The following is a 22,704-nucleotide window of genomic DNA, read 5'->3' as shown; positions in this document are numbered from 1 at the left end:
TTTTACTCATAAGGTAGAAAATGGTGCATCCGGGAGGATTCGAACCTCCGACCGCTCGGTTCGTAGCCGAGTACTCTATCCAGCTGAGCTACGGATGCAGAGCCTAAAATGGCGGTGAGGGAGGGATTCGAACCCTCGATGCAGCTTTTGACCGCATACTCCCTTAGCAGGGGAGCGCCTTCAGCCTCTCGGCCACCTCACCATATTTTAGTCACATGCGATTTGTTTTTGTTTAAACATCTCGTCTCTGTGTGGCGCACATATTACTTTCCTAGACTTAGAAGTCAAACAATTTTTCCAAACTTTTTGCATTCCAATGATCGTTTGCACATTTCACAAGCAAGATGATTAGTTTAACACCGAAAAAGCGATGTTTCCGTGCTTTTTTGCCCTTTTATTATCTTCAATCTTATTATAAAAAATTCAGGAAAAAATGGAGAAAGTTGATAGCGTGTAGCTTAGCAGTATGAAAATAGTACAGGAAGAAAGGTGGATTCATTCAAAGAGATAGCGCTCAACACTAACATAATGTGTTAAGCCAATTAAAGAATAGAAAAATTAGGGAATCACTAAAGATAAAAAAGAGAAAGACAAGCGCCCATTATTGCTGTGTGATAACTCACTGGACGCTTATTCATTATTATTGATTGTCTGGTTGAGTCTTTTCGGCCTGGATCCGTTGATAAATTTCTTCACGGTGAACAGAAACTTCTTTTGGGGCATTAACACCAATACGTACTTGGTTGCCTTTTACGCCCAATACGGTCACTGTTACCTCATCGCCTATCATGAGTGTTTCACCAACTCGACGAGTCAGAATAAGCATTCTTTGCTCCTTGAAATATTAAAAGAGTCGGGTCTCTAGGTATTCCCCGCTATTGTCCATCACACACCGTGAAAACGTAAAGCAATGACATTCACCTAAAGCATTGATGCCATCAAGGCAATAATTCTAATTATTTACAAGCAAAATATAACACTACCGGCAACATATTAACAATGCTGCAACAGATTAAAGTTACCCCACTAAAATGGGGTAACTTCGCAGCAATTACAGTTTAGAATCAACCCATTGTTCGACACTTTCCATCGCTGTTGGTAATGCGCTTACGTCAGTACCTCCAGCCATCGCCATGTCTGGTCGACCGCCACCTTTACCGCCTACTTGTTGAGCAACGTAGGATACCAAATCACCTGCTTTAATTTTAGCAGTCAAATCATTAGTCACACCAACAATTATACTGACTTTATCACCACTTGTGGTTGAAAGCACGATAATCGCCGATTTCAGCTGATTTTTTAGATCATCGACCATTGTTCTCAATAGTTTAGGATCAGTATCGCTTAATTGACTAACTAATAGTTTGATACCTTTAACATCTTTCGCTTTACTACCCAGTGAAGCACTTTCTTGAGAGGCTTGCTGATCTTTTAATTGCAAAATCTCTTTTTCAAGATTTCGTGATTTATCCAATGCAGCTTTAACTTTCTCAACTAAGCTATTTACGTCACCTTTTAACAGGTGAGCAATCGCAGAAAGTTGTTCTGACTGAGTATGTAAGTGCTCCATCGCAGCTGCACCAGTTGTCGCTTCGATACGACGAACCCCTGCAGCGGTACCAGACTCACTTAAGATACTGAATAGGCCAATATCCCCTGTGCGACTAGCATGTGTACCACCACATAATTCGATGGAGAAATCACCCATACTCAGAACACGTACGCGCTCTTCATATTTTTCACCGAATAATGCCATAGCCCCTTTCGCTTTCGCCCCCTCTAAATCCATCAACTCAGTTTCAATTTCTGAGTTTTGACGGATCTGAGCGTTCACAATATCTTCCACTTGACGCAGTTGCTGTTGTGTCATCGCTTCAAAATGAGAGAAGTCAAAACGGAGATACTTGTCATTCACCAACGAGCCTTTTTGAGAAACGTGCTCGCCTAAGACTTGGCGTAATGCTGCATGTAATAAGTGAGTCGCCGAGTGGTTTAAACGAATAGCATTACGTCTTTCACTATTGACTATAGCCGCAATTCGATGGTTAACAACTAATGAACCTGATTCAACCTTACCCACATGACCAATTGCTTGACCATATTTTTGGGTATCAGTCACAGTAAAGCTAGCGCTGTCATTTTTGAGAACACCAGTATCACCAACTTGACCACCAGATTCTGCGTAGAATGCCGTTTTATCAAGGATCACTAACCCTTCATCACCCGCCTGCAGGGAATCAACCGGCTGACCATCTTTATATAATGCTGTGATAGTCGCTTGCTGTTCATCATGCTGATAGCCAGAGAATTCACTGTGTTTATCAACTTTGATCAGGGCGTTATAGTCTGCACCGAAGCCGCTTGATTCTCTCGCACGACGACGCTGGTCTTCCATTGCACGCTCAAAGCCTTCTTCATCTACTTTGAGGTTGCGCTCGCGGCATACGTCCGCCGTTAAATCTAACGGGAATCCATAAGTATCATAGAGACGGAATGCGGTTTCACCATCTAGCGTATCGCCTTTCAGTGATGCCAACTCTTCATCTAATAATTGCAGACCGCGCTCTAAAGTACGCGCAAACTGTTCTTCTTCAGTTTTTAATACTTTCTCAACTAAAGCTTGTTGACGCTGTAGCTCTTCTGCAGCAGGTCCCATCACTTTAATTAGGGTAGAAACTAATTTATAGAAGAACGTTTCTTTCGCACCCAGCATATAACCATGACGTACCGCACGGCGAATAATACGACGTAAAACGTAACCACGACCTTCGTTGGATGGAATTACGCCATCGCTCACCAAGAACGCGCATGAACGAATATGGTCAGCAATAACGCGCAGAGATTTGTTGGACAAGTCAGTTGCACCTGTCGCTTCTGCTGCTGCAGCAATCAGTTCGCGGAAAATATCGATTTCATAGTTAGAATTCACGTGTTGCAGAACCGCAGAAATACGCTCCAGCCCCATGCCTGTATCTACAGACGGTTTTGGTAGCGGCTCCATGGTACCGTCAGATTGACGGTTGAACTGCATAAAGACGAGGTTCCAGATTTCAATATAGCGGTCGCCATCTTCTTCAGGGCTTCCTGGAGGACCACCCCAGATATGATCGCCATGGTCAAAGAAAATTTCGGTACAAGGCCCGCAAGGCCCTGTGTCACCCATCTGCCAGAAGTTGTCAGATGCGTAAGGAGCGCCTTTGTTATCACCAATGCGAATAATACGCTCGACAGGAACACCAATTTCTTTGTTCCAAATATCGTAAGCTTCATCGTCAGTCGCGTATACAGTAACCCACAGTCTTTCTTTTGGTAGGTTAAACCACTGTTCGCTGGTTAAAAGTTCCCATGCAAAGCGAATAGCATCGTGTTTAAAATAATCACCGAAGCTAAAATTACCTAGCATTTCAAAGAATGTGTGGTGGCGAGCGGTATAGCCCACGTTTTCTAAGTCGTTATGTTTACCACCTGCACGTACACAACGTTGTGCGGTTGTCGCTCGGGAATATGCTCGTTTATCCAGACCAAGAAATACATCTTTGAACTGGTTCATCCCTGCGTTAGTGAACAATAGTGTTGGGTCATTATTTGGCACTAGCGAACTGCTGGCTACCACCTGATGACCTTTCGTATGGAAAAAGTCGAGAAACGCTTGACGGATCTCAGCGGTGCTTTTACTCATATTTATCCCGATATCAAGCTGGAAACAGAATTACGAATTGTTGAGATGGAATGTAACATCACCTCTAATCAACTCTCCGATTAAAAAGTGACTGATAAGATAAAGTCTCTTTGTATAGAAGTAAAATATAGATACATCCATTCGCGGCTTTCATTGTAAAGCGTCTGAATATTTTCTGAAAGTATGTTTATACCTCTGGCTAGGGTATTTTTCCACAGAAAAACTGTGCAATAAACTATTATTGTGATAGGCAGAAACAAAAAAGCGCCAATCAATTAAGAATGGCGCTTTTGATATCAATTTATTTCAACACGTTAGCGTTGAATTAAAATTCTTCTGGAACCTCTTCTTCATCAGAATCACTGATGAAATCAGTTGCTACACTGTTAAATTCACCTGTGTGGTTTAATAATAAATCACGCAGCTTTTTATCAATTTCTTGTGCAACTTCAGGATGTTCTTTCAGGTAAGTTGTCGAGTTCGCTTTACCTTGACCAATTTTGTCGCCGTTATAGCTGTACCAAGCACCCGCTTTTTCAATCAGCTTATGTTTAACACCTAAGTCAATCAGCTCACCGAAGGTATTGATTCCTTCACCATAGAGGATTTGGAATTCAGCTTGTTTAAATGGCGCCGCGACTTTGTTTTTCACAACTTTAACGCGAGTTTCGCTACCAACAATTTCTTCACCGTTTTTCACAGCACCAATACGGCGGATATCTAAACGGACAGAAGCGTAGAATTTCAGCGCGTTACCACCAGTCGTGGTTTCTGGGTTACCAAACATCACACCAATCTTCATACGGATCTGGTTGATGAAAATCAGTAAAGTATTTGAATTTTTCAGGTTACCCGCTAATTTGCGCATTGCTTGGCTCATCATACGCGCCGCAAGGCCCATATGAGAATCACCGATTTCGCCTTCAATTTCAGCTTTTGGTGTTAATGCTGCAACGGAGTCAACGATGATCACGTCTACTGCACCAGAGCGAGTTAATGCATCACAGATCTCTAACGCTTGCTCACCCGTATCTGGTTGGGAACACAGAAGGTTATCAATATCAACGCCTAATTTTTTCGCGTAGATAGGGTCAAGCGCGTGTTCGGCATCAATAAACGCACAAGTTTTACCACTACGTTGAGCTGCTGCAATAACTTGCAGAGTTAATGTCGTTTTACCTGAAGATTCAGGACCGTAGATTTCAACAATACGCCCTAATGGCAAACCACCCGCACCTAAAGCAACGTCAAGAGATAAAGAGCCTGTTGAAATGGTTTCAACATCCATTGTGCGGTCTTCACCAAGACGCATAATGGAGCCTTTACCGAATTGCTTTTCGATTTGACCTAATGCCGCAGCAAGTGCTTTTTGTTTGTTTTCATCAATAGCCATGTTCACTCCCTAAGGCAATGGTGGTAACCATTGCGAATAAAACGATTGAATTCGATTTGTTGAAACTAAGTATACTGTATAATCATACAGTATCAAGAAAATTTTTCAGATATTAACTGTAAAAGCGTTTCCAGCGAATAACCTGTTGATTGCAAACGAACTTGATACCTATCACCTTCGAATATCTGATGACGAGTCACAACATCCACAGTACCATTGGCCTGCTTTAATGCAAAACCAAACCAAACTGTCCCGACAGGTTTATCTTCGCTACCGCCGCCCGGTCCAGCAATGCCACTGACTGACATCGCAAAGTCTGCCTGAGCTTCATTTAATGCACCAAGCGCCATTTCTTGAACAACTTGCTGACTCACTGCACCAAAACGCGTTAATGAGTCATTCATTACCCCAATCATTTGATGCTTGGCTTCATTACTGTAAGTTACAAACCCACGGTTAAAATAAGCTGAGCTGCCTGCTATATCCGTCAACACTTTGGAAATCCATCCACCAGTACAGGATTCCGCTGCCGTCACTGTTTTATCAAGTTGCAGTAAACGCTGTCCTAACTGAATACTTAATATTTCGAGTTGCTTCTCATCTATCATTCGGTTATTCACCATTATGCTGTTTTCTTACGAGCGCGATCCCAAATCCATAGCCCTGCAATCGCAATTGCGAATACCACGCCAAAACCGACACCTACGCTCACGACCGAGAACCCGACCTTTATCGCCAGAGAATATAACCCTAGCATTAATAGCATGGCACTGTTTTCACCGAGATTTTGTACTGCGATGGCATTACCTGCTCCGACCGTTTCTTTACCTTTCTCTTGAAGCAAAGCATTCAGTGGAACCACAAATAACCCACCAAAAATCCCTAATACCATCAAAATAAAATATGAAGGAATAATATTAGTTTGCAGTGAAAGGAAAACCACCATAACCCCAATCACAATCCCTGCTGGAATACAGCGATAAACCGTTTTTAAGGTGATAAATTTCGCCGCCAACCCAGCCCCGACAACAATACCCACCGCCACCATCGCATTCAAAATGGTTGGGGTTGTATTATCTTGCAATCCTAAAGCTACTGGCACCCATGCCACCAGCAAGAAACGCAATGTTACCCCTGCGCCCCAAAACATGCTGGTGCCCACAAGGGAAAAACGACTTTCTTGATTTGCCCATAAAATACGACAGGCGGAGAAGAAATCCCCCACCAACTGTTTGAAATTCCATCCTGTTCCTGGTCTTGCGGCCGCTAAGTGGGGAATAAAAAAGTTAACAATGACCGCGAGCGCATACAGTAAAGAACAAGTTCCCAATGCCAATAGTAGGTTAATGTCAGAGAGCATACCGCCAACCACAGAACCCACTAAAATCGCTGCGATCGTAGAGGCTTCCATTAGTCCGTTAGCTTTGACTAAATTATCGCCGTCTGTAAGTTCACCCAAAATACCGTATTTTGCTGGAGAATATGCGGCGGCACCGACACCGACTAACCCGTAACAGAGGAATGGATTAACCCCTAAGCAGATCCCCAATGCCCCAATAAATTTAAATATGTTGGAAAACAGCATCACGCGGCCTTTAGAAAATCTATCCGCAATTTGCCCCACAAATGGTGCCAGCACAATATAGGTGAAGACAAACACCATTTGTAGAATTGGATGGCTCCATTCTGGGTAAAATTCCGCTTTTAGCTGCGCTAATATCGCGAATAATAACGCGTTATCTGCAAATGCAGAAAGAAACTGAGACGCCAGAACGGCTTTCATTCCGGTGCTCATCAGTGGCGTATTTGGTGTGCTTTCCTGCATATTATTCCCCTGTTAACGCCATCTGTTTTAATGTCACAAAATCCGTTTTTCCGCTACCTAATACTGGTAAGGCTTTAACCCAACGAATATCCCGAGGAACCGCTAATTCGGTTAAACCTTTACCTTTCGCTGCGGCAGATAATGCACCTCGGTCAAGATCCTTATCCGTGGTAAATAACACCAACGCTTCCCCTTTGCTACTGTCGGGTTTGGTCACAACACCATGGTCGCAGCTTGGAGAGATCTCAGCCACCATTTGTTCAATACTTTCAAGAGAAACCATTTCGCCAGCGAGTTTAGCAAAGCGCTTCACTCGTCCTTTAATGGTACAGAAGTTTTTATTGTCTAACTCAACAATATCCCCAGTGTCATACCAGCCTAGTTCTATCTCGCCCTGAGCATTTTCCGCTTTTGGCTCCTCTAACACGCCCGGCGCTTCTACACGTAAATAACCCTTCATTATATTTGGGCCTTTCAGTTGAAGTTTTCCACCGTGTTCAATACCCGGTAATGGAATAATACGGGCTTCCATACTGGGTAAAATCTGCCCTACAGAGCCTTCTTTCGCCGCCATAGGAACATTAATAGAGACTATTGGCGCACACTCCGTCACGCCATAACCTTCAAGAATACGGATACCAAATTTTTCGTACCAAATTTTCTTGGTTTTATCTGACAGTTTTTCTGCGCCAGCCACAACATAACGAACTCTTGCAAAATCATACGGATGGGCAAAACGTGCATAATTGCCTAAGAATGTTGAGGTTCCAAACAGAACGGTACAATTTCGGTCATATACCAATTCAGGAATAATTCGGTAATGTAACGGACTTGGATATAGGAAGACGCGGCTCCCAGAAAACAGCGGGATAAATAACCCAACGGTTAATCCAAATGCGTGGAATAACGGCAGTGATGACATAAAACGGTCACGCGGCGTAAAATCGGCAATGGTTTTGATCTGTTCAACGTTAGCCATTAAGCTACGATGACTATGTACTACGCCTTTTGGCGTCCCTTCAGAACCAGAGGTAAATAATACAATGGCTTCGTCATCCACGTTACGGGGAACAATAGCGTTACGTGGTGAAAATAAGTGCTTAACAATCCACCACTTATCTTGAAAAGTGACAGTATCTTTTAAATCTTCGAGGTAAATCCACGTGGCTTCGGGCACTTGCTCAGGAATATGAGTCAGTTTCCCTTTTTCCAAAAATTGTCTTGAAGTAAAGACCACTTTCGCCGTTGACGCTTTCAAAGCATTACTGATCCCGTGGCTTCCCGCCGTGTAGTTCAGCATTGCAGGCACACGACCACGCATTAAGCAGCCAAAAATCGCCGCGGCGGTCACTGTCGCATTGGGTAGTAATAGCCCGACACGTTCATTTTCATGAGTATAGCGTTCGATAATTCGCCCAACACCAAGAGATTTTTTCAGTAATCCTTGATAGTTATCTTCTTTAAAAGCGATATCTTCAATGCAGCGAGAACGACGTCCGTAACGCTCAATACTATCAATAAAGGCTTCGACTAACGTCATTTGCGGGCGGCTTGCCATACGTGCCGCTTTCATGATTTGGTAAAGGTGTTCACCCGCTAATGCTCTGCGCTCAACTGCACGAGGCGCATCCGGCATAGGAATGGCTTCAGCAGGCAGGATGTGTAACTTGATTTTCGGGAACCACTTTAACGGGATAACCCCTTTTAAGCGCCCAAAGTAACTTCGCTCCGCACCATCAATACGAATAGGGACAATTTTTGCCCCTGATTTGGCAGCGACAAAAGCCGCACCTTCATAGATCTTCATTAAAGAGCCATGAACAGAAATGCGGCCTTCTGGGAAAATAACGATTGGGCGACCTTTGTCCACTTCACGAACTAAGTGTCTGAGGCCCAACGGGTTCTTTGGATCTAATGCAACAACATCGGCATAAGGCTTAAGACGCTTGATCATCTTAGGCGTTGCCACTGTGCTGTACATAGCAAATACAGGTTTTACTGGTAAGAATAGCGCAATCAACACACCATCAAGAAAAGAGACATGGTTTGGCGTAATGATACATTTGTCTTGATTGAACTCATTTGGATTGCCAATGACTTCGACACGAAACAAAAACTTCAGTACTTTTTTTATTATCTTTGCCAACATAATGATTCCCTTTCTTATGGTGATAATTTTATCTATTGATTAACAATTAGATACTACATTAATTATCTCGTCACCAATGCGCCTCATTAAGGGGTTTATTCCTAAAGGCATTGGTATACCAAATATTTATCTCAAATTTGCGATCTGGTTAATGATAGCATCAATGGATTGATTGGCATCAATAACGTGGTGCGCAGTCGATAAATAGATAGGATCACGCTGCTTCATCACCTCTTCAATTTCTTCAAGCAATGATTTTCCCGTTAAGCTCGGTCGCTGTTCTGCTTGAGGCTCTGCCGCCAGCCGCTGTGCGAGGATTTCAGGCGTGGAACGTAAATAAATGACCGTTCCATTATCCCGCATAACCTGCTGATTTTCAGAGGCTAAAATAATACCGCCCCCTGTTGAAACAATGGCTTTTTGTGGTTCGATTGAAGCAAGAATTTGGCTTTCTAACTGACGAAAATAGTCCCAACCTTGTTGCTGGACAATGTCAGCAATGCTCATTCCCGCGTGTTCTAAAATAAGTTTGTCGGTATCAATAAACTGGTAACCCGTGTTTTCTGCGAGCTTCTTACCAATCGTTGTTTTTCCTGAGCCTCTAGGCCCAATAATGTAGAACATCGATATTCATCCCATCATCATGATTACTATGATAAATTTGCCATACACATGCTTCTAGCAGGTTAGCCAAAATGGCGAATAGTCTAAAAAAATAAAGCCACACGCAGTGTGGCTCAATATTATTATGGTTAAATTATGGGCGACTTAAAAAGTCACCGTAACCAATCCATTTATAGGTTGTCAGAGCATCTAACCCCATCGGCCCACGGGAATGGAGTTTTTGGGTGCTCACTGCCACTTCAGCACCGAGTCCAAACTGCCCACCATCGGTAAAACGGGTGCTGGCATTAACGTATACCGCAGCCGAGTCCACACGCTGCACAAAGTAATCCGCTTGGCGAATAGACTCCGTTAAGATGGCGTCAGAGTGTGCAGTACCATAATGACGAATATGTTCGATAGCGGCATCAATCCCTGAAACAATCTCAACGTTCAAGTCCAAAGATAGCCATTCATCAACTAAGTTTTCCGCTTGAACAGGAACCACTTTAGCAGCGCCATCTTTCAAGAATGTCATTGCTTTCTCGCTGGCATGTAATGTCACTTGCTGCTGAGCCATTTTTTCACTTAAACGCGGTAAGAAACTCGCGGCAATGTCTTCATGAACCAACAGTGTTTCCAATGAATTACATGCACTTGGACGCTGAACTTTAGCATTAGTAATGACACTCAGTGCCTTATCAAAATCCACAGAGTCATCTACAAAAGTATGGCAAACACCAATTCCGCCAGTGATCACCGGGATTGTAGATTGCTCGCGACATAATTTATGTAAACCCGCACCGCCGCGAGGGATCAGCATATCCACATAGCGATCCAATTTTAATAATTGAGCCACTAATTCACGATCAGGATTATTGATTGCCTGTACCGCATTGGCTGGCAGCCCACTATTTTTCAGCGCTTGCTGAATAACCTCTACCACAGCAAGATTGGTATTATGCGTCTCTTTTCCGCCACGCAGAATGACCGCATTTCCCGTTTTTAAACATAAAGAAGCGACATCCACAGTCACATTAGGGCGGGCTTCATAGATCACGCCAATAACCCCTAACGGAACACGACGACGTTGTAAATTTAACCCGCTATCTAACTCGCTACCATCAAGGACTTGCCCTACCGGATCAGCTAACTGGCACACTTTTCTGACGTCATCCGCGATGCTTTTTAAGCGCGCTTGGGTCAGTAATAAACGATCTTGTAATGCTTCGCTCATACCACTTTGCTGAGCTTGAGCCATATCCAGCTGGTTAGCTGCTAAAATACTGGCACTCTTTTGCTCTAAGAGGTCAGCAATTTGCTCAAGCGCACTATTTTTTTGTTTGGTATTGAATTGAGCCAACTGCCATGACGCTTCGCGCGCCGCCTTACCCATTTGTTCTAACATAATTAACTCACTATCATATCGTCGCGATGAACGGCAACTGAGCCATGTTCATAGCCAAGGATTTTACCAATATCTTGGGAATGATGACCGGCAATCATTCTGAGCGCATCACTATTATAGTGGCTTACGCCATGTGCCAAATCTTTGCCTGCCATATTGCGAATACGGATCACTGCGCCACGGGAGAAATCGCCTTCTATTTTCTTAATGCCTTTTGGCAATAATGAGCTACCTTTTTCGGTGATCGCCAACTGCGCGCCATCATCAATATAAACATCCCCCGCCGCTGGAGCGCCAAAAATCCAGCGCTTACGGTTTTCCATTGGGTTTTTCTGCCCATAAAAACGGGTTCCCACAGGGATATTTTCAATCACTGAATTGATGACATCCGGTTTATTGCCCGCGGCAATAAACACGTCAATCCCAGCACGGCCAGCAACATCAGCCGCCTGTAATTTTGTTGCCATTCCACCGGTGCCTAAGCCCGTTACGCTATCCCCTGCCATACGGCGTAAATCATCATTAATGCCGTGAACTTCAGGGATTAGTTTTGCGTTCGGATTACTGCGTGGATCCGCGTCGTAAAGGCCTTCAATATCGGTTAATAACAGTAGTTTATCTGCATCACCAAGAATGGCAGCAAGTGCGGATAAGTTATCATTATCCCCCACTTTAATTTCGGCTGTCGCCACTGCATCGTTTTCGTTGATCACCGGAATAATACCGTTATCTAACAGCGCTTGCAGTGTGTCTCGCGCATTTAAAAAACGTTCGCGATCTTCAAGATCTGCACGCGTTAATAGCATTTGCCCAATGTGAATACCATAGATGGAAAAAAGCCTTTCCCATAATTGGATCAAACGACTTTGACCGACCGCCGCCAGCAACTGTTTAGATGCAATGGTGGCCGGCAGTTCGGGGTAATTGAGATGTTCACGCCCTGCGGCAATTGCGCCAGACGTGACAATAATAATTCGGTGACCTTTTTCATATTGCTGCGCACACTGTCGAACCAACTCAACGATATGAGCTTGATTTAAACGACGTGAGCCCCCTGTTAAGACACTTGTGCCAAGTTTGACCACGAGTGTTTGGCTATTTTTCATCTTTTTTCTGCCATTAGGATTAATAAATACAAAGTGGGTATCAGTTTTATCAGGAGATGCGCGTTATGCCAACAGGCATAACGCAAAATTAAACAAAAGTTGGTTTAAAACAATTTTATGCGCTTAATTCCAGCTTTAATTCTGTCATTAAGGGGGATGGGAACAAGCTTAATTCTAGAGCGGATAATTGCTGGGAAAGGCGTTGATGGAAGGCATGCAGGTTCTTTTCAACGGCATCCGTTGTTGCGGCATCTTTCAAGGTTTTTGCTTGCCAATTTCCCTGATTATTGTAGATCCCTAATTTATAAGCAAATTCGAACCCTTCATCCGTGGAGGCTAATTCTAACCACCATCCCCAAAACTCTCGTTTTTCAGGCGCAATATTTGCATTAACACAGACAACCAAGCTATCAAAAAAGTAGCAGTTTTTGATAGATTGTTGCTCACGTAAATAAGGCCCTATCGCAGCAAATTTCTTTAAAAATTTTCCATTTGTGTAATCAGTCGGTAACGCCATATTAAGGATCTCCTTCTTGGGAAGATCCCTTTTTAACAAATGTTAAAAAATAAGCAAGCTATTCAATACAATTATAATATTTTACTTTCTAACCATTTGGTTGTATCTGACATGGATCGCTCGAAAGCCTCTAAAATAGGGCTACTTGGTAACGTCAATAAATGACTATCCATAGATGAACGCGCTATTAAATCTGAATCCGCTTTCGGACTGTAGGGATCATTTTTAAAACATACTGACATCATCGGTACTTGGTTACGGCGTCCCAACAGGCCTTGATTACGCAGTGAATAACAGCTGAGCTCATGGCGTAATGATTGACCATCAACTTGATAAATTCCTAAGCGGCTAGCAAAAACATCCAGCACCATACGGGGGATATCTTTTTGATATTTTTCTTCATGTAATAGGCTATGGACGATAGGGCCAATCACCGCAACGGCTTTGATTTTATCTGGGCACATATACGCTAAGCGAACGGCGATATTCGCGCCAAAACGGATCCCGGTGATTGCAAATCGTGTGTGGTCAATCCATGGGATGGTGTCGAGCTGACGAACAATTTGTTCATGCAATGTACTGGTTTCTTGCGAAAGGCAGTACTTGCCAGAATAACCGATGGATGGCATATCCAGCGTTAGCATCGCAATACCGCGAGGCTCTAAATATTCTCGAAAGTAGCGGCTGTAATCTGTCTGTAGACTATCCAGCATGCCACAGACCATTACCGTAGGATAAGGACCTTGAACATTCGATGGTATGTGCAAAAAGCCACAGACTTCTTTACCACCATCAACTTTGAATGGGATTTTTTTCAATTGGTACTGTGAGAATTTTGCCGCACTATCATAAGCTTTACAGGCTAACACAATCGCTTGATCCGCCAGCTCATCCCCTTTAATAAACGGGTATGCCGCAATGCTGTATAAGTTAGCGGCACGCAACCACGCATCGCACGCTTCCTGACCTTTTTCAAATTCTAAGGCTTTTTGCTGCCAGTGCATGGCTTGATGGGACCATTCAAAGCACCAATTACCACGGCGATTACCAATAACCGTATCAAGCCATTCTTCACGGCTACGTTTAGCATCTGAAATAGCAATGCGGCTTAAAACTTCTTCAATCTCAATCGCATCAATACCACGCCAAATCCACATTAAACGGTTGAGAGTACGATACCAATGATTATGCGAAGAGCCACTTAATACACTGTGGTTCTCTAATTGGGACAAAGTATGAGAGGAATAAGAAACCAACGTTGATGTTTCAACTTGTCTAACGCGAGGTTTAAAAAGTTTTTCGGATAAATTTTGCTGAGTCATGTGGGTTCCCTACTTTTACCTATTAAATCTGTCACATAAACAAAAAGGGAGTGCATTTCGCACTCCCCTCTATCATATCGTGTTTAGCTCAAATCACTTAGGTAATAATGTGTTGTTTTTATCAAACAAACGCGACCTATCACGGCTAAACAGATTTAAATTATTTCGTTCGGACTACTTATCTTGTTCGCACAGAGGATCGATAAACACAACGCCCATATCCCAAGGCTGTTCAATCCAAGTGTTTTGTGGGATATCAACCACATAATCATCCACTAATGGGCGACCTGCTGGTTTTGCAAAGATAGTCACAAAGTGTGCTTTTGGATACATATCGCGGATAGCTTTCGCTGTGCCACCAGTATCCACTAAATCGTCAATCACGATAAAGCCTTCACCATCGCCTTCAGCGCGTTTGATTACATTCAATTCGCGTTGGTTGTCATGGTCATAGCTAGAGATACAAACGGTGTCAACATGACGAATACCCAGCTCACGCGCTAACAGTGCGCCTGGGACTAAACCACCACGGCTAACTGCGATGATACCAGTCCATTGTTTTGCTGGTAATAAACGTTGTGCGAGTTTACGGGCATGTATTTGCAACATATCCCACGTTACGACATATTTTTCGCTCATAAAATTCGGGTCCCGAAGGTGAGTAAAACAGAAATGTGTCTTGCGGAAAAAAGGTTGCGCGAGATTATAGTGATTTGACGCAGGAAAAACCAGCGAAACCATCCCACTAAATGAATTATTCTTATTAGCGCTCTCCATTATTCGATAGAAAGTGTTATGCTGAATCAATACATAAAACCGCTTAAAACCTGAGTCATTACACTTAAGTGCAATCTTAAATTAAGCGACCAACGCCGTCAGTTAATTGTTTTGGATGTAAGCCAATCCCCAGCTTGAAATATGACGGAAAGATTACGATCAAAGTGCCAAGGAGAAGAACGTGTCACAATTATCAACGCTAAAACCACAACCATTGTGGGATATTTTCGCTAAAATCTGCTCCATCCCTCACCCATCAAAACACGAAGAAGCTTTAGCCGCCCACATCATGGAATGGTCTAAAGGGAAAGGTTTTCACGTTGAGCGCGACCAAGTTGGTAATATCTTAATCCGTAAACCAGCGACTACAGGCTACGAAAACCGCAAGCCTGTTGTACTGCAAGCTCACTTAGACATGGTGCCGCAAAAAAATAACGACACAGAGCACGATTTCACTAAAGATCCTATCCGCCCTTATATTAATGGTGAGTGGGTTACTGCCGAAGGCACAACATTAGGTGCAGATAACGGCATCGGTATGGCTTCTGCATTAGCGGTATTAGCGGATGACAGCGTTGAGCACGGCCCACTGGAAGTATTACTGACCATGACCGAAGAAACCGGTATGGACGGCGCTTTCGGTCTACAACCAAACTGGTTACAAGCGGATATTCTGATCAACACTGACTCAGAAGAAGAAGGCGAAATTTACATGGGTTGCGCAGGTGGCGTTGATTTCACTGCGACATTTGATTTAACCCGTGAAGCATTACCACAAGGTTATAAAACCTTCCGCATGACCTTAAAAGGCCTTAAAGGCGGTCACTCTGGTGGTGACATTCACTTAGGTTTAGGTAACGCAAACAAACTGTTAGCGCGTTTCGTTGCGGGTCACGCTGAAGATTTAAGCTTAAAACTGCTGGAATTCACTGGTGGTACTCTACGCAACGCGATTCCACGCGAAGGCCAAGTAACCATCGCAGTGCCAGCTGATAAAGTCGCTGAGTTAACCGCATTAAGAACTCGCTACGAAGGCATTCTGAAAAATGAATTAGCCGCTGTAGAACCTAACTTAGTTTTACTGCTAGATGAAACAACGAGTGACTTAAAAGCACTGACTGATGATTGCCAACAACGTTTAGTTTTCTTCCTGAACTCTGCACCAAGCGGTGTTATCCGTATGAGTGATGTGGTGAAAGGGGTTGTTGAAACTTCGCTGAACGAAGGCGTTGTGAAAATGACTGAAGACAAAGCCGAAGTGATCTTCTTAATCCGTTCGTTAATCGACTCTGGTAAAAACTACGTCGTTAATATGCTGACGTCTCTGACAAAACTGGCAAAAGCTCAGCACCAAGCTGAAGGTGGATACCCAGGTTGGCAGCCAGATGCAGACTCACCAGTCATGCATATTGTTAGCGACACTTACCAAAAACTGTTTGGTAAAATTCCAAATATCATGGTTATCCATGCAGGTCTTGAGTGTGGTCTGTTCAAAAAGCCTTATCCATTAATGGATATGGTCTCCATTGGACCAACCATCCGTGGTGCACACTCACCAGATGAGCGCGTTCACATTGAGAGCGTGGGTCAATACTGGACACTGTTAACTGCTATCTTAAAAGCTATCCCAGTGAAAAACTAAGTCGGCTTTTAGCTGTCAATATCAGGGTTATAAGCGACAGTTTATGGCCCTATTTTTTAGCCTATACCCTATTTTTAGCCTATAAAAGTAATGAAAGCTGCCTTTCAATTTGCGGATTTTGCAATGTCACATGCAAGCCAACTAACCTGACACCTCGCCCTGCCCGCCGATTTTCCCAAGCCTGCTGTGCCAACCGAATAAGATCCTGCTTATCTATAATGGGATAAACATGCTCTTGCGTCGTTTGCTGAAAATCCTCAAATTTTAATTTCACACCTTGGCGAGCAATACGCAGATCTGGCTTCACTTTCTCTAAGCGAAAATGTAGCTCATCGTATAAAGTATCGAGTAAAGGTAAACACTCCTCCCACTGATGAATATCTTTGGCGAGAGTGCGTTCTACCCCAACGGATTTACGTAAGCGTTCAGTATTTACTGCTCGTTCATCAATGCCATGACAGCGCTCCCACAGAGCCTGTCCAAATTTACCCATGCTTTTTACCAACGCCAGCATGTCATAGCGCTGAACATCCGCGCAGCTCAATAACCCCATGTCCGCAAGTTTTTGCGCTGTCACTTTTCCAACGCCGGGGATCTTTTTTAATGGCAGCGTGGCAATAAACGCCGGTAATTCCTGTGGCGTGATCACAAATTGCCCATTGGGCTTATTCATATCAGAGGCGATTTTGGCGAGGAATTTAATCGGGGCAATTCCCGCAGAAGCAGTGAGCTGAAGCTCATCAAAAATTTGTTGGCGGATAGCCTCAGCGATGAGCGTGGCAGAGCCGTGAAGCTGTTGGCAATCAGTCACATCCAAATAGGCCTCATCTAAAGATAATGGCTCAATAAGATCGGTATAGCGGGCAAATATTTGCCGAATATGATGGGAAACTTCTTTATAGACCGCCATACGACCGGGGACGACTTTCAGGTGAGGGCATAGTTTCAATGCCAACGCCGTCGACATTGCACTATGAACGCCATAGCGTCTCGCTTCATAATTTGCGGTACTCAATACGCCACGCCGGTCTACACTCCCCCCGACAGCAAGAGGAACATTGCGTAATTTTGGGTCGTCGCGCATCTCTATCGCAGCAAAAAAGCAATCCATATCAATATGAATAATTTTACGCATGATAGCTGCCCCAACCAATGATTACTGAATAAATATACAGTTGTTTTGTTAGCCATGCAACTTATTCATCTGATTGAAATGTATTCCTGAAATACTGTAAATGACCGAAAAAGTAAAAAGTTACTCCTAATTTATAAGCTTATTGCTTACAAAGTTGATGGAACATATTACAACAACCACTCGGTCAATCTCATGTTAGTTCATTGAATTCTCTATTATTATGGATTATACAAATGCAAATTATATCAACGTCAGTGTTCAAAAAATCCACCGCGATAGGTTTACTGCTTTTGGTTAGCCAATCCGCTTTTGCATTAACGCCGCAAATTGTGGCACACCGCGCAGGTACCGCAGATGCCCCTGAAAATACGCTTTATGCGATCGAACAAGCCAAAAGCAATAAAGCTGATGCAATTTGGTTAACTGTTCAGCTCAGTAAAGATAATCAACTCGTTCTGTATCGCCCGAGTGATTTAGACGCATTAACCGATAAAAGCGGCGTTATTTCTGATTATTCCGCCAAACAATTAAGCCAGATAAATGCGGCGTATAAATTTAATCAGAAAAATAACCAACAACTACCCGCTGCACAAACCACTATCGTCACACTGGAAGATGTTTTAAAAAAATACCCCGATACGATTTTTTATATCGACTTAAAATCCCCAGATGCAGATCCTAATACGCAAGCTCAAGCTATTTTGGCGTTGTTGAATAAAACTAACGCATTTAACCAAGTCCGTTTTTATTCCACTAACGATGCATTTTTAAAAGCTCTGAAGCCTCTTTCTACTCAGTTACAATTATTTGAAAGCCGTGATGAGACTCGCACCATGCTGGCAAATAGTGTCATGGACCACAAATGTTCTATTGAGAATGACAAATCTACCACGCGCTGGTACGGCTTTGAATTACATCGCAAAGTTGAAGTCGTTGAGAAATATACTCTTGGGGAAGCTCGCTCCCCTGCCACCTTATCGTGGGATAAAGAAGCCATCGACTGTTTTAGAAAAAATGGTAACGCCTATATCATCGTGTTTGGTGTCAATAATCAAGATGACTACCAATTTGCTAAAGACATTGGCGTGGATGCAGTGATGGTCGACTCACCAAAAGCCTTCAAAAAATAACATTAAAACTATTAAGCTACTTTTATTCAATAGGCTTTCATTTAATTTAAGTAGCTTACCTTCATTATAAATATCCCTCATATTTCATTTATTTTCATTAATGCATGATATTTAATATTAATTACATTTCAATAAGATACTGCCAAACTCATTTTTGTAAAAATTCAAACCCTCAATATCTAGATATGATTTCATATCAAATAAAAACATGAGTAAGAGGTAATATGTCTATTTCAAAAGGCACGATATCAATTGAAAACAAATGGAATGAAACTATCAAGAAAGTCGAAATAATTTATAAAAGTAATGAGAGTGAATATGACAATGCTTTTGTCACATACAATTTATCTAATAATAAAACTCTCCATGATATATTTAATATCTCGTATTCCTCGACAGGGAAAAGTGAATGGATTGGAAACATAACAACGAGTGACGGTATAAAATGGAGTAGTGGCAATTTCCTAACGTGTAATGCAAATAAAGCTGAATATAGTCATATTATGATCAGCTTCGATGGGAATAAAAAAGAAATGCACGTTTCTTATCCTAGATTTAATTCATGTTCAAAAAAAATGAACCCAATTTAATTTCAATTAAAAATAAAAAACCTTAGCCATCAATCAATGACTAAGGTTTGTATTTATCGTTGCCTAGGCTTACTACTCAGTAATTACAAAATGCGATTTTTCTCTAGCATTTTTTGGCGCGCTTCTTCGCGTGCCATACGCTTTTTACGCGCATCGCAAGGTTCAGGGCAATCACAAACTTTCTCTACCCCAATGCTACTTAAACCGCCGCAACTGCCTTGGATACTTTTACGTTTAATAATATACCCAAGGGACATACCTAAAAACGCCAACAAAAATAAGGCAAAGGCTGCAAGAAAAACATTCAACATTCTGCTTTCCTCCTTTTACTGTTTTTTCTGTAAAAATGGCTCGAATGCTTTAGTGTAACGCTCTTCGAAACCTTTATCTGTCTTAACAATCATAAAAACAGGAATATTCATTTTTTCAGCAAGAGCGAGACCCGCTTCTGGCCCCATCACATTGAAGCCTGTAGATAACCCATCCGCACTCATGCAATCGTCGGCTAATACCGTAATTGAGACTAAATTGTGGGAAATTGGCTTACCTGTTTTTGGGTCAATTGTGTGTGAGAAATGCACACCATTTTGTTCAAAATAGTTACGATAATCCCCTGAAGTGGCAATGGATAAATCGCCCGGCTCGATTATTTCCTGTGCCGTTTGACTCACGCCATCCGTTGCAGGTTTTTCAATCGCAATACGCCATGGTGTATCTTTGCCATTTTTACCTTTTGTACGGACTTCACCACCAATATCAACCATATAATCATTGATACCGATGGACTCTAAATATTCAGCCACCACATCAACACCATAACCTTTAGCGATTGAAGATAAATCAACATATAGCTCAGGAATGGTTTTGATTAAATTGTTGTCTTGTACAGAGAGCTTATCGATACCCACCCATGCGCGACGTTTTTCAAGCTCCTCATCTGTCGGTGCTTTTGTCACTCGCCCCTCTGGACCAAACCCCCACAGATTAACCAGTGGACCAACGGTGACATCCAGACCGCCATCCGTTAATTTATTAATCTCAATGGCTTTACTGACCACTTTTGCCGTCGCAGCAGAAACAGGGAATGGCACATTAACTTCATTGGATTGATTGAAACGACTTAATTCAGAACCTGGGCGATAGGTAGACATCTGGTCGTTCACTTCTTCCAAACGCTTGTCGATTTCGGCTTGGATAGCTTCCGATGAAGGCTCTGAAGAGTCTGTCACGAACTTAACAGAATAATAGGTTCCCATGGTTTGTCCCTGAAGATTCTTTTGTTCAGGTCCACCACATGCGGCAAGAAGGAGAGTGGCTGCGAATAGCAGCACAGGAGCAAATACTTTTCTGTTTAGCATAAATTTTCTCAGCGTTAATTGTAAGCGCCCACTAGAGAAAGAGTAGGTGCTGAGACGTCTAACAAACTCAACATTCACAAATCTAGAGAATACTCACGTTTAAAAATTGAATTGCCTATTTGGCAATTTACAGTTTACAACCAAAAAGAGGAAAAAAACCCATTTTTTCCTCTTTTTAATCAACAAGCGCCCAGTTTCCTGAGCGCTTAATAGATAGTTTACAGCAACTAATCAACCACCAAAATCATCCAGTAAGATGTTTTCGTCCTCAACACCGAGGTCTTTTAACATCTTAATGACCGCGGCGTTCATGACAGGAGGCCCACACATATAGAACTCACAATCTTCTGGCGCTGGGTGATTTTTGAGGTAGTTTTCATACAGGACATTATGAATAAATCCTGTGTAACCGTCCCAATTATCTTCTGGCAAAGCGTCAGAAAGTGCAACATTCCATGTAAAGTTGTCATGCTCTGCAGCTAGCTGATCAAAATCTTCAGTATAGAACATTTCACGTTTCGAACGTGCACCATACCAGAAGCTGATCTTACGCTTAGAATCTAAACGACGTAATTGGTCGAAAATGTGGGAACGCATCGGCGCCATACCCGCACCACCACCGATAAAGATCATTTCCGCATCAGTTTCTTTCGCGAAGAACTCACCAAATGGACCAGAAATTGTCACTTTATCACCTGGCTTCAGTGACCAAATATACGATGACATAATTCCTGGCGGCACATCTGGATTACGCGGCGGTGGCGTTGCAATACGCACGTTCAGCATAATAATACCGTGCTCTTCTGGATAGTTTGCCATTGAATAAGCGCGTACAGTTTCTTCTTTAACATCAGAAACATAGCGGAACAAGTTGAATTTATCCCAATCTTCACGGTATTCCTCAGGCACATCAAAATCTGAGTACTTCACCACATGAGGAGGACATTCAATCTGAATAAAACCCCCCGCACGGAATGGAACCACTTCTCCCTCAGGAATTTTTAACTTCAGCTCTTTAATGAACGTCGCTTTGTTATCATTGGAGATAACTTCGCATTCCCATTTTTTCACGCCGAAAATTTCTTCAGGTAATTCAATCTTAAGATCTTGTTTTACGTTAACCTGACACGCCAGACGGCAACCTTCTTTCGCTTCACGCTTATTGATGTGAGAAAGCTCAGTTGGCAGGATGTCACCACCGCCTTCTTTGATTTTCACACGGCACTGACCACATGAACCACCGCCACCACAGGCAGAAGAAACAAAGATACCTTGGTTTGCTAACATACCTAACAGCTTATCGCCTGCTGGAGCATCAAAGCTCTTATCAGGATCGCCGTTGACTTCAACTTTAATGTTCCCTGTATTGACCAACTTGGACTTTGCAAACAGGATCAGACCTGTCAGCGCCAAGACAATCAGGGTAAACATAACTACGCCTAGAATAATAATATCCATGAATTCTTCTCGCCTTTATAGCTGCACACCGGAGAAGGACATAAAGCCCAATGCCATCAAACCGGTCGTAACAAAGGTGATGCCTAACCCTTTTAGACCCGCTGGAATGTCTGAATACTTCATCTTTTCACGGATCGCGGCCATTAAGACAATCGCTAACATCCAACCAATACCTGAACCAAAGCCATAAACAATGGATTCAGTGAAGTTGTAGTCACGCTGAGCCATGAAAGATACACCACCAAAGATTGCACAGTTTACGGTGATCAACGGTAAGAAGATCCCCAGTGCGTTATACAGTGATGGGAAGTAACGATCTAAAATCATTTCCAGAATTTGAACCAGTGCCGCGATGACACCGATAAAGGTAATGAAGTTCAGGAATGAGAGATCCACGCCTTCAACCAGCGCGCCGTCACGTAACACTAAGTTGTACACTAAGTTGTTCGCAGGAACGGAGATCCCAAGCACCACGGTTACCGCAATACCCAGTCCAAAAGCAGTTTTTACGTTCTTCGATACCGCAAGGAATGTACACATCCCTAAGAAGAAAGCTAACGCCATGTTTTCGATGAAAATGGCTTTTACAAACAAGCTAATATAATGTTCCAT

At 42.8% G+C, this 22,704-nt stretch carries 20 protein-coding genes and 2 tRNA genes; 3 read left to right on the top strand and 19 right to left on the bottom strand.

Features of this window, described 5'->3' with window-relative positions:
- Window positions 1–21: 21 nt before the first annotated feature.
- The 14 genes from PR799_RS14080 to gpt form a co-directional block, all read right to left on the bottom strand.
- A tRNA-Arg gene (locus PR799_RS14080) sits at window positions 22–98 on the bottom strand.
- A gap of 11 nt (window positions 99–109) precedes the next feature.
- A tRNA-Ser gene (locus PR799_RS14075) sits at window positions 110–202 on the bottom strand.
- A 438-nt stretch (window positions 203–640) separates the two neighbouring features.
- Window positions 641–826: a carbon storage regulator CsrA gene (gene csrA, locus PR799_RS14070; RefSeq protein ID WP_004264815.1), complete on the bottom strand. Its 186-nt coding sequence runs from the start codon at window positions 824–826 to the stop codon at window positions 641–643.
- Between the two features lie 225 nt (window positions 827–1,051).
- Window positions 1,052–3,679 (bottom strand): alanine--tRNA ligase, encoded by a 2,628-nt coding sequence (alaS, locus tag PR799_RS14065; RefSeq protein ID WP_272522490.1) that lies wholly within the window; start codon window positions 3,677–3,679, stop codon window positions 1,052–1,054.
- 325 nt (window positions 3,680–4,004) lie between these two features.
- On the bottom strand, window positions 4,005–5,072 hold the full coding sequence (gene recA, locus PR799_RS14060; protein WP_272522489.1) for a recombinase RecA: 1,068 nt from the start codon (window positions 5,070–5,072) through the stop codon (window positions 4,005–4,007).
- 92 nt (window positions 5,073–5,164) lie between these two features.
- Window positions 5,165–5,680: a nicotinamide-nucleotide amidase gene (gene pncC, locus PR799_RS14055; RefSeq protein ID WP_272522488.1), complete on the bottom strand. Its 516-nt coding sequence runs from the start codon at window positions 5,678–5,680 to the stop codon at window positions 5,165–5,167.
- A gap of 14 nt (window positions 5,681–5,694) precedes the next feature.
- On the bottom strand, window positions 5,695–6,897 hold the full coding sequence (gene lplT, locus PR799_RS14050) for a lysophospholipid transporter LplT (RefSeq protein WP_272522487.1): 1,203 nt from the start codon (window positions 6,895–6,897) through the stop codon (window positions 5,695–5,697).
- Between the two features lies 1 nt (window position 6,898).
- Window positions 6,899–9,046, bottom strand: coding sequence for a bifunctional acyl-ACP--phospholipid O-acyltransferase/long-chain-fatty-acid--ACP ligase (gene aas, locus PR799_RS14045; protein WP_272522485.1), 2,148 nt, complete (start codon window positions 9,044–9,046; stop codon window positions 6,899–6,901).
- Between the two features lie 126 nt (window positions 9,047–9,172).
- Window positions 9,173–9,670 (bottom strand): shikimate kinase AroL, encoded by a 498-nt coding sequence (gene aroL / locus PR799_RS14040; protein ID WP_154628204.1) that lies wholly within the window; start codon window positions 9,668–9,670, stop codon window positions 9,173–9,175.
- Window positions 9,671–9,803: 133 nt separating this feature from the next.
- Window positions 9,804–11,057 (bottom strand): glutamate-5-semialdehyde dehydrogenase, encoded by a 1,254-nt coding sequence (gene proA, locus PR799_RS14035; protein WP_154628205.1) that lies wholly within the window; start codon window positions 11,055–11,057, stop codon window positions 9,804–9,806.
- 2 nt (window positions 11,058–11,059) lie between these two features.
- Window positions 11,060–12,163, bottom strand: a complete 1,104-nt coding sequence (proB, locus tag PR799_RS14030; protein ID WP_036954225.1) for a glutamate 5-kinase — start codon at window positions 12,161–12,163, stop codon at window positions 11,060–11,062.
- A gap of 115 nt (window positions 12,164–12,278) precedes the next feature.
- On the bottom strand, window positions 12,279–12,680 hold the full coding sequence (gene crl / locus PR799_RS14025; protein ID WP_154604573.1) for a sigma factor-binding protein Crl: 402 nt from the start codon (window positions 12,678–12,680) through the stop codon (window positions 12,279–12,281).
- 71 nt (window positions 12,681–12,751) lie between these two features.
- The gene (frsA, locus tag PR799_RS14020) at window positions 12,752–14,002 is read right to left on the bottom strand and encodes an esterase FrsA (RefSeq protein WP_154604572.1); all 1,251 of its coding nucleotides are present in this window, start codon (window positions 14,000–14,002) and stop codon (window positions 12,752–12,754) included.
- A 174-nt stretch (window positions 14,003–14,176) separates the two neighbouring features.
- Window positions 14,177–14,641, bottom strand: a complete 465-nt coding sequence (gene gpt, locus PR799_RS14015) for a xanthine phosphoribosyltransferase (RefSeq protein WP_108479429.1) — start codon at window positions 14,639–14,641, stop codon at window positions 14,177–14,179.
- 319 nt (window positions 14,642–14,960) lie between these two features.
- On the opposite strand from gpt, the gene pepD reads away from it, so the two are divergent.
- Window positions 14,961–16,421 carry a beta-Ala-His dipeptidase gene (pepD, locus tag PR799_RS14010; protein WP_272522484.1) on the top strand — a complete coding sequence of 487 codons (1,461 nt, stop codon included), beginning with the start codon at window positions 14,961–14,963 and terminating at the stop codon, window positions 16,419–16,421.
- Between the two features lie 79 nt (window positions 16,422–16,500).
- Here pepD and dinB read toward each other — a convergent pair whose 3' ends face one another.
- Window positions 16,501–17,556 (bottom strand): DNA polymerase IV, encoded by a 1,056-nt coding sequence (gene dinB / locus PR799_RS14005; RefSeq protein ID WP_272522482.1) that lies wholly within the window; start codon window positions 17,554–17,556, stop codon window positions 16,501–16,503.
- Between the two features lie 233 nt (window positions 17,557–17,789).
- On the opposite strand from dinB, the gene PR799_RS14000 reads away from it, so the two are divergent.
- Together PR799_RS14000 and PR799_RS13995 are read left to right on the top strand one after the other, a co-directional pair.
- Window positions 17,790–18,686 (top strand): glycerophosphodiester phosphodiesterase family protein, encoded by an 897-nt coding sequence (locus tag PR799_RS14000; protein WP_154628209.1) that lies wholly within the window; start codon window positions 17,790–17,792, stop codon window positions 18,684–18,686.
- 224 nt (window positions 18,687–18,910) lie between these two features.
- Window positions 18,911–19,276: a hypothetical protein gene (locus PR799_RS13995; RefSeq protein WP_154628210.1), complete on the top strand. Its 366-nt coding sequence runs from the start codon at window positions 18,911–18,913 to the stop codon at window positions 19,274–19,276.
- Window positions 19,277–19,359: 83 nt separating this feature from the next.
- Here the strand turns inward: PR799_RS13995 and nqrM are convergent, their stop codons facing one another.
- From nqrM to nqrE, 4 genes are all read right to left on the bottom strand, one after another.
- The gene (gene nqrM / locus PR799_RS13990; RefSeq protein ID WP_154604568.1) at window positions 19,360–19,587 is read right to left on the bottom strand and encodes a (Na+)-NQR maturation NqrM; all 228 of its coding nucleotides are present in this window, start codon (window positions 19,585–19,587) and stop codon (window positions 19,360–19,362) included.
- A gap of 15 nt (window positions 19,588–19,602) precedes the next feature.
- The gene (locus PR799_RS13985; RefSeq protein WP_154628211.1) at window positions 19,603–20,634 is read right to left on the bottom strand and encodes an FAD:protein FMN transferase; all 1,032 of its coding nucleotides are present in this window, start codon (window positions 20,632–20,634) and stop codon (window positions 19,603–19,605) included.
- A 231-nt stretch (window positions 20,635–20,865) separates the two neighbouring features.
- Window positions 20,866–22,092 carry an NADH:ubiquinone reductase (Na(+)-transporting) subunit F gene (gene nqrF, locus PR799_RS13980; RefSeq protein ID WP_154628212.1) on the bottom strand — a complete coding sequence of 409 codons (1,227 nt, stop codon included), beginning with the start codon at window positions 22,090–22,092 and terminating at the stop codon, window positions 20,866–20,868.
- A 15-nt stretch (window positions 22,093–22,107) separates the two neighbouring features.
- Window positions 22,108–22,704, bottom strand: a complete 597-nt coding sequence (gene nqrE / locus PR799_RS13975) for an NADH:ubiquinone reductase (Na(+)-transporting) subunit E (protein WP_006657396.1) — start codon at window positions 22,702–22,704, stop codon at window positions 22,108–22,110.

This window comes from Providencia sp. PROV202 (genome assembly GCF_028479565.1).
Classification (GTDB): domain Bacteria; phylum Pseudomonadota; class Gammaproteobacteria; order Enterobacterales; family Enterobacteriaceae; genus Providencia; species Providencia zhijiangensis.
This window is presented reverse-complemented; position numbering and strand designations above follow the sequence as displayed.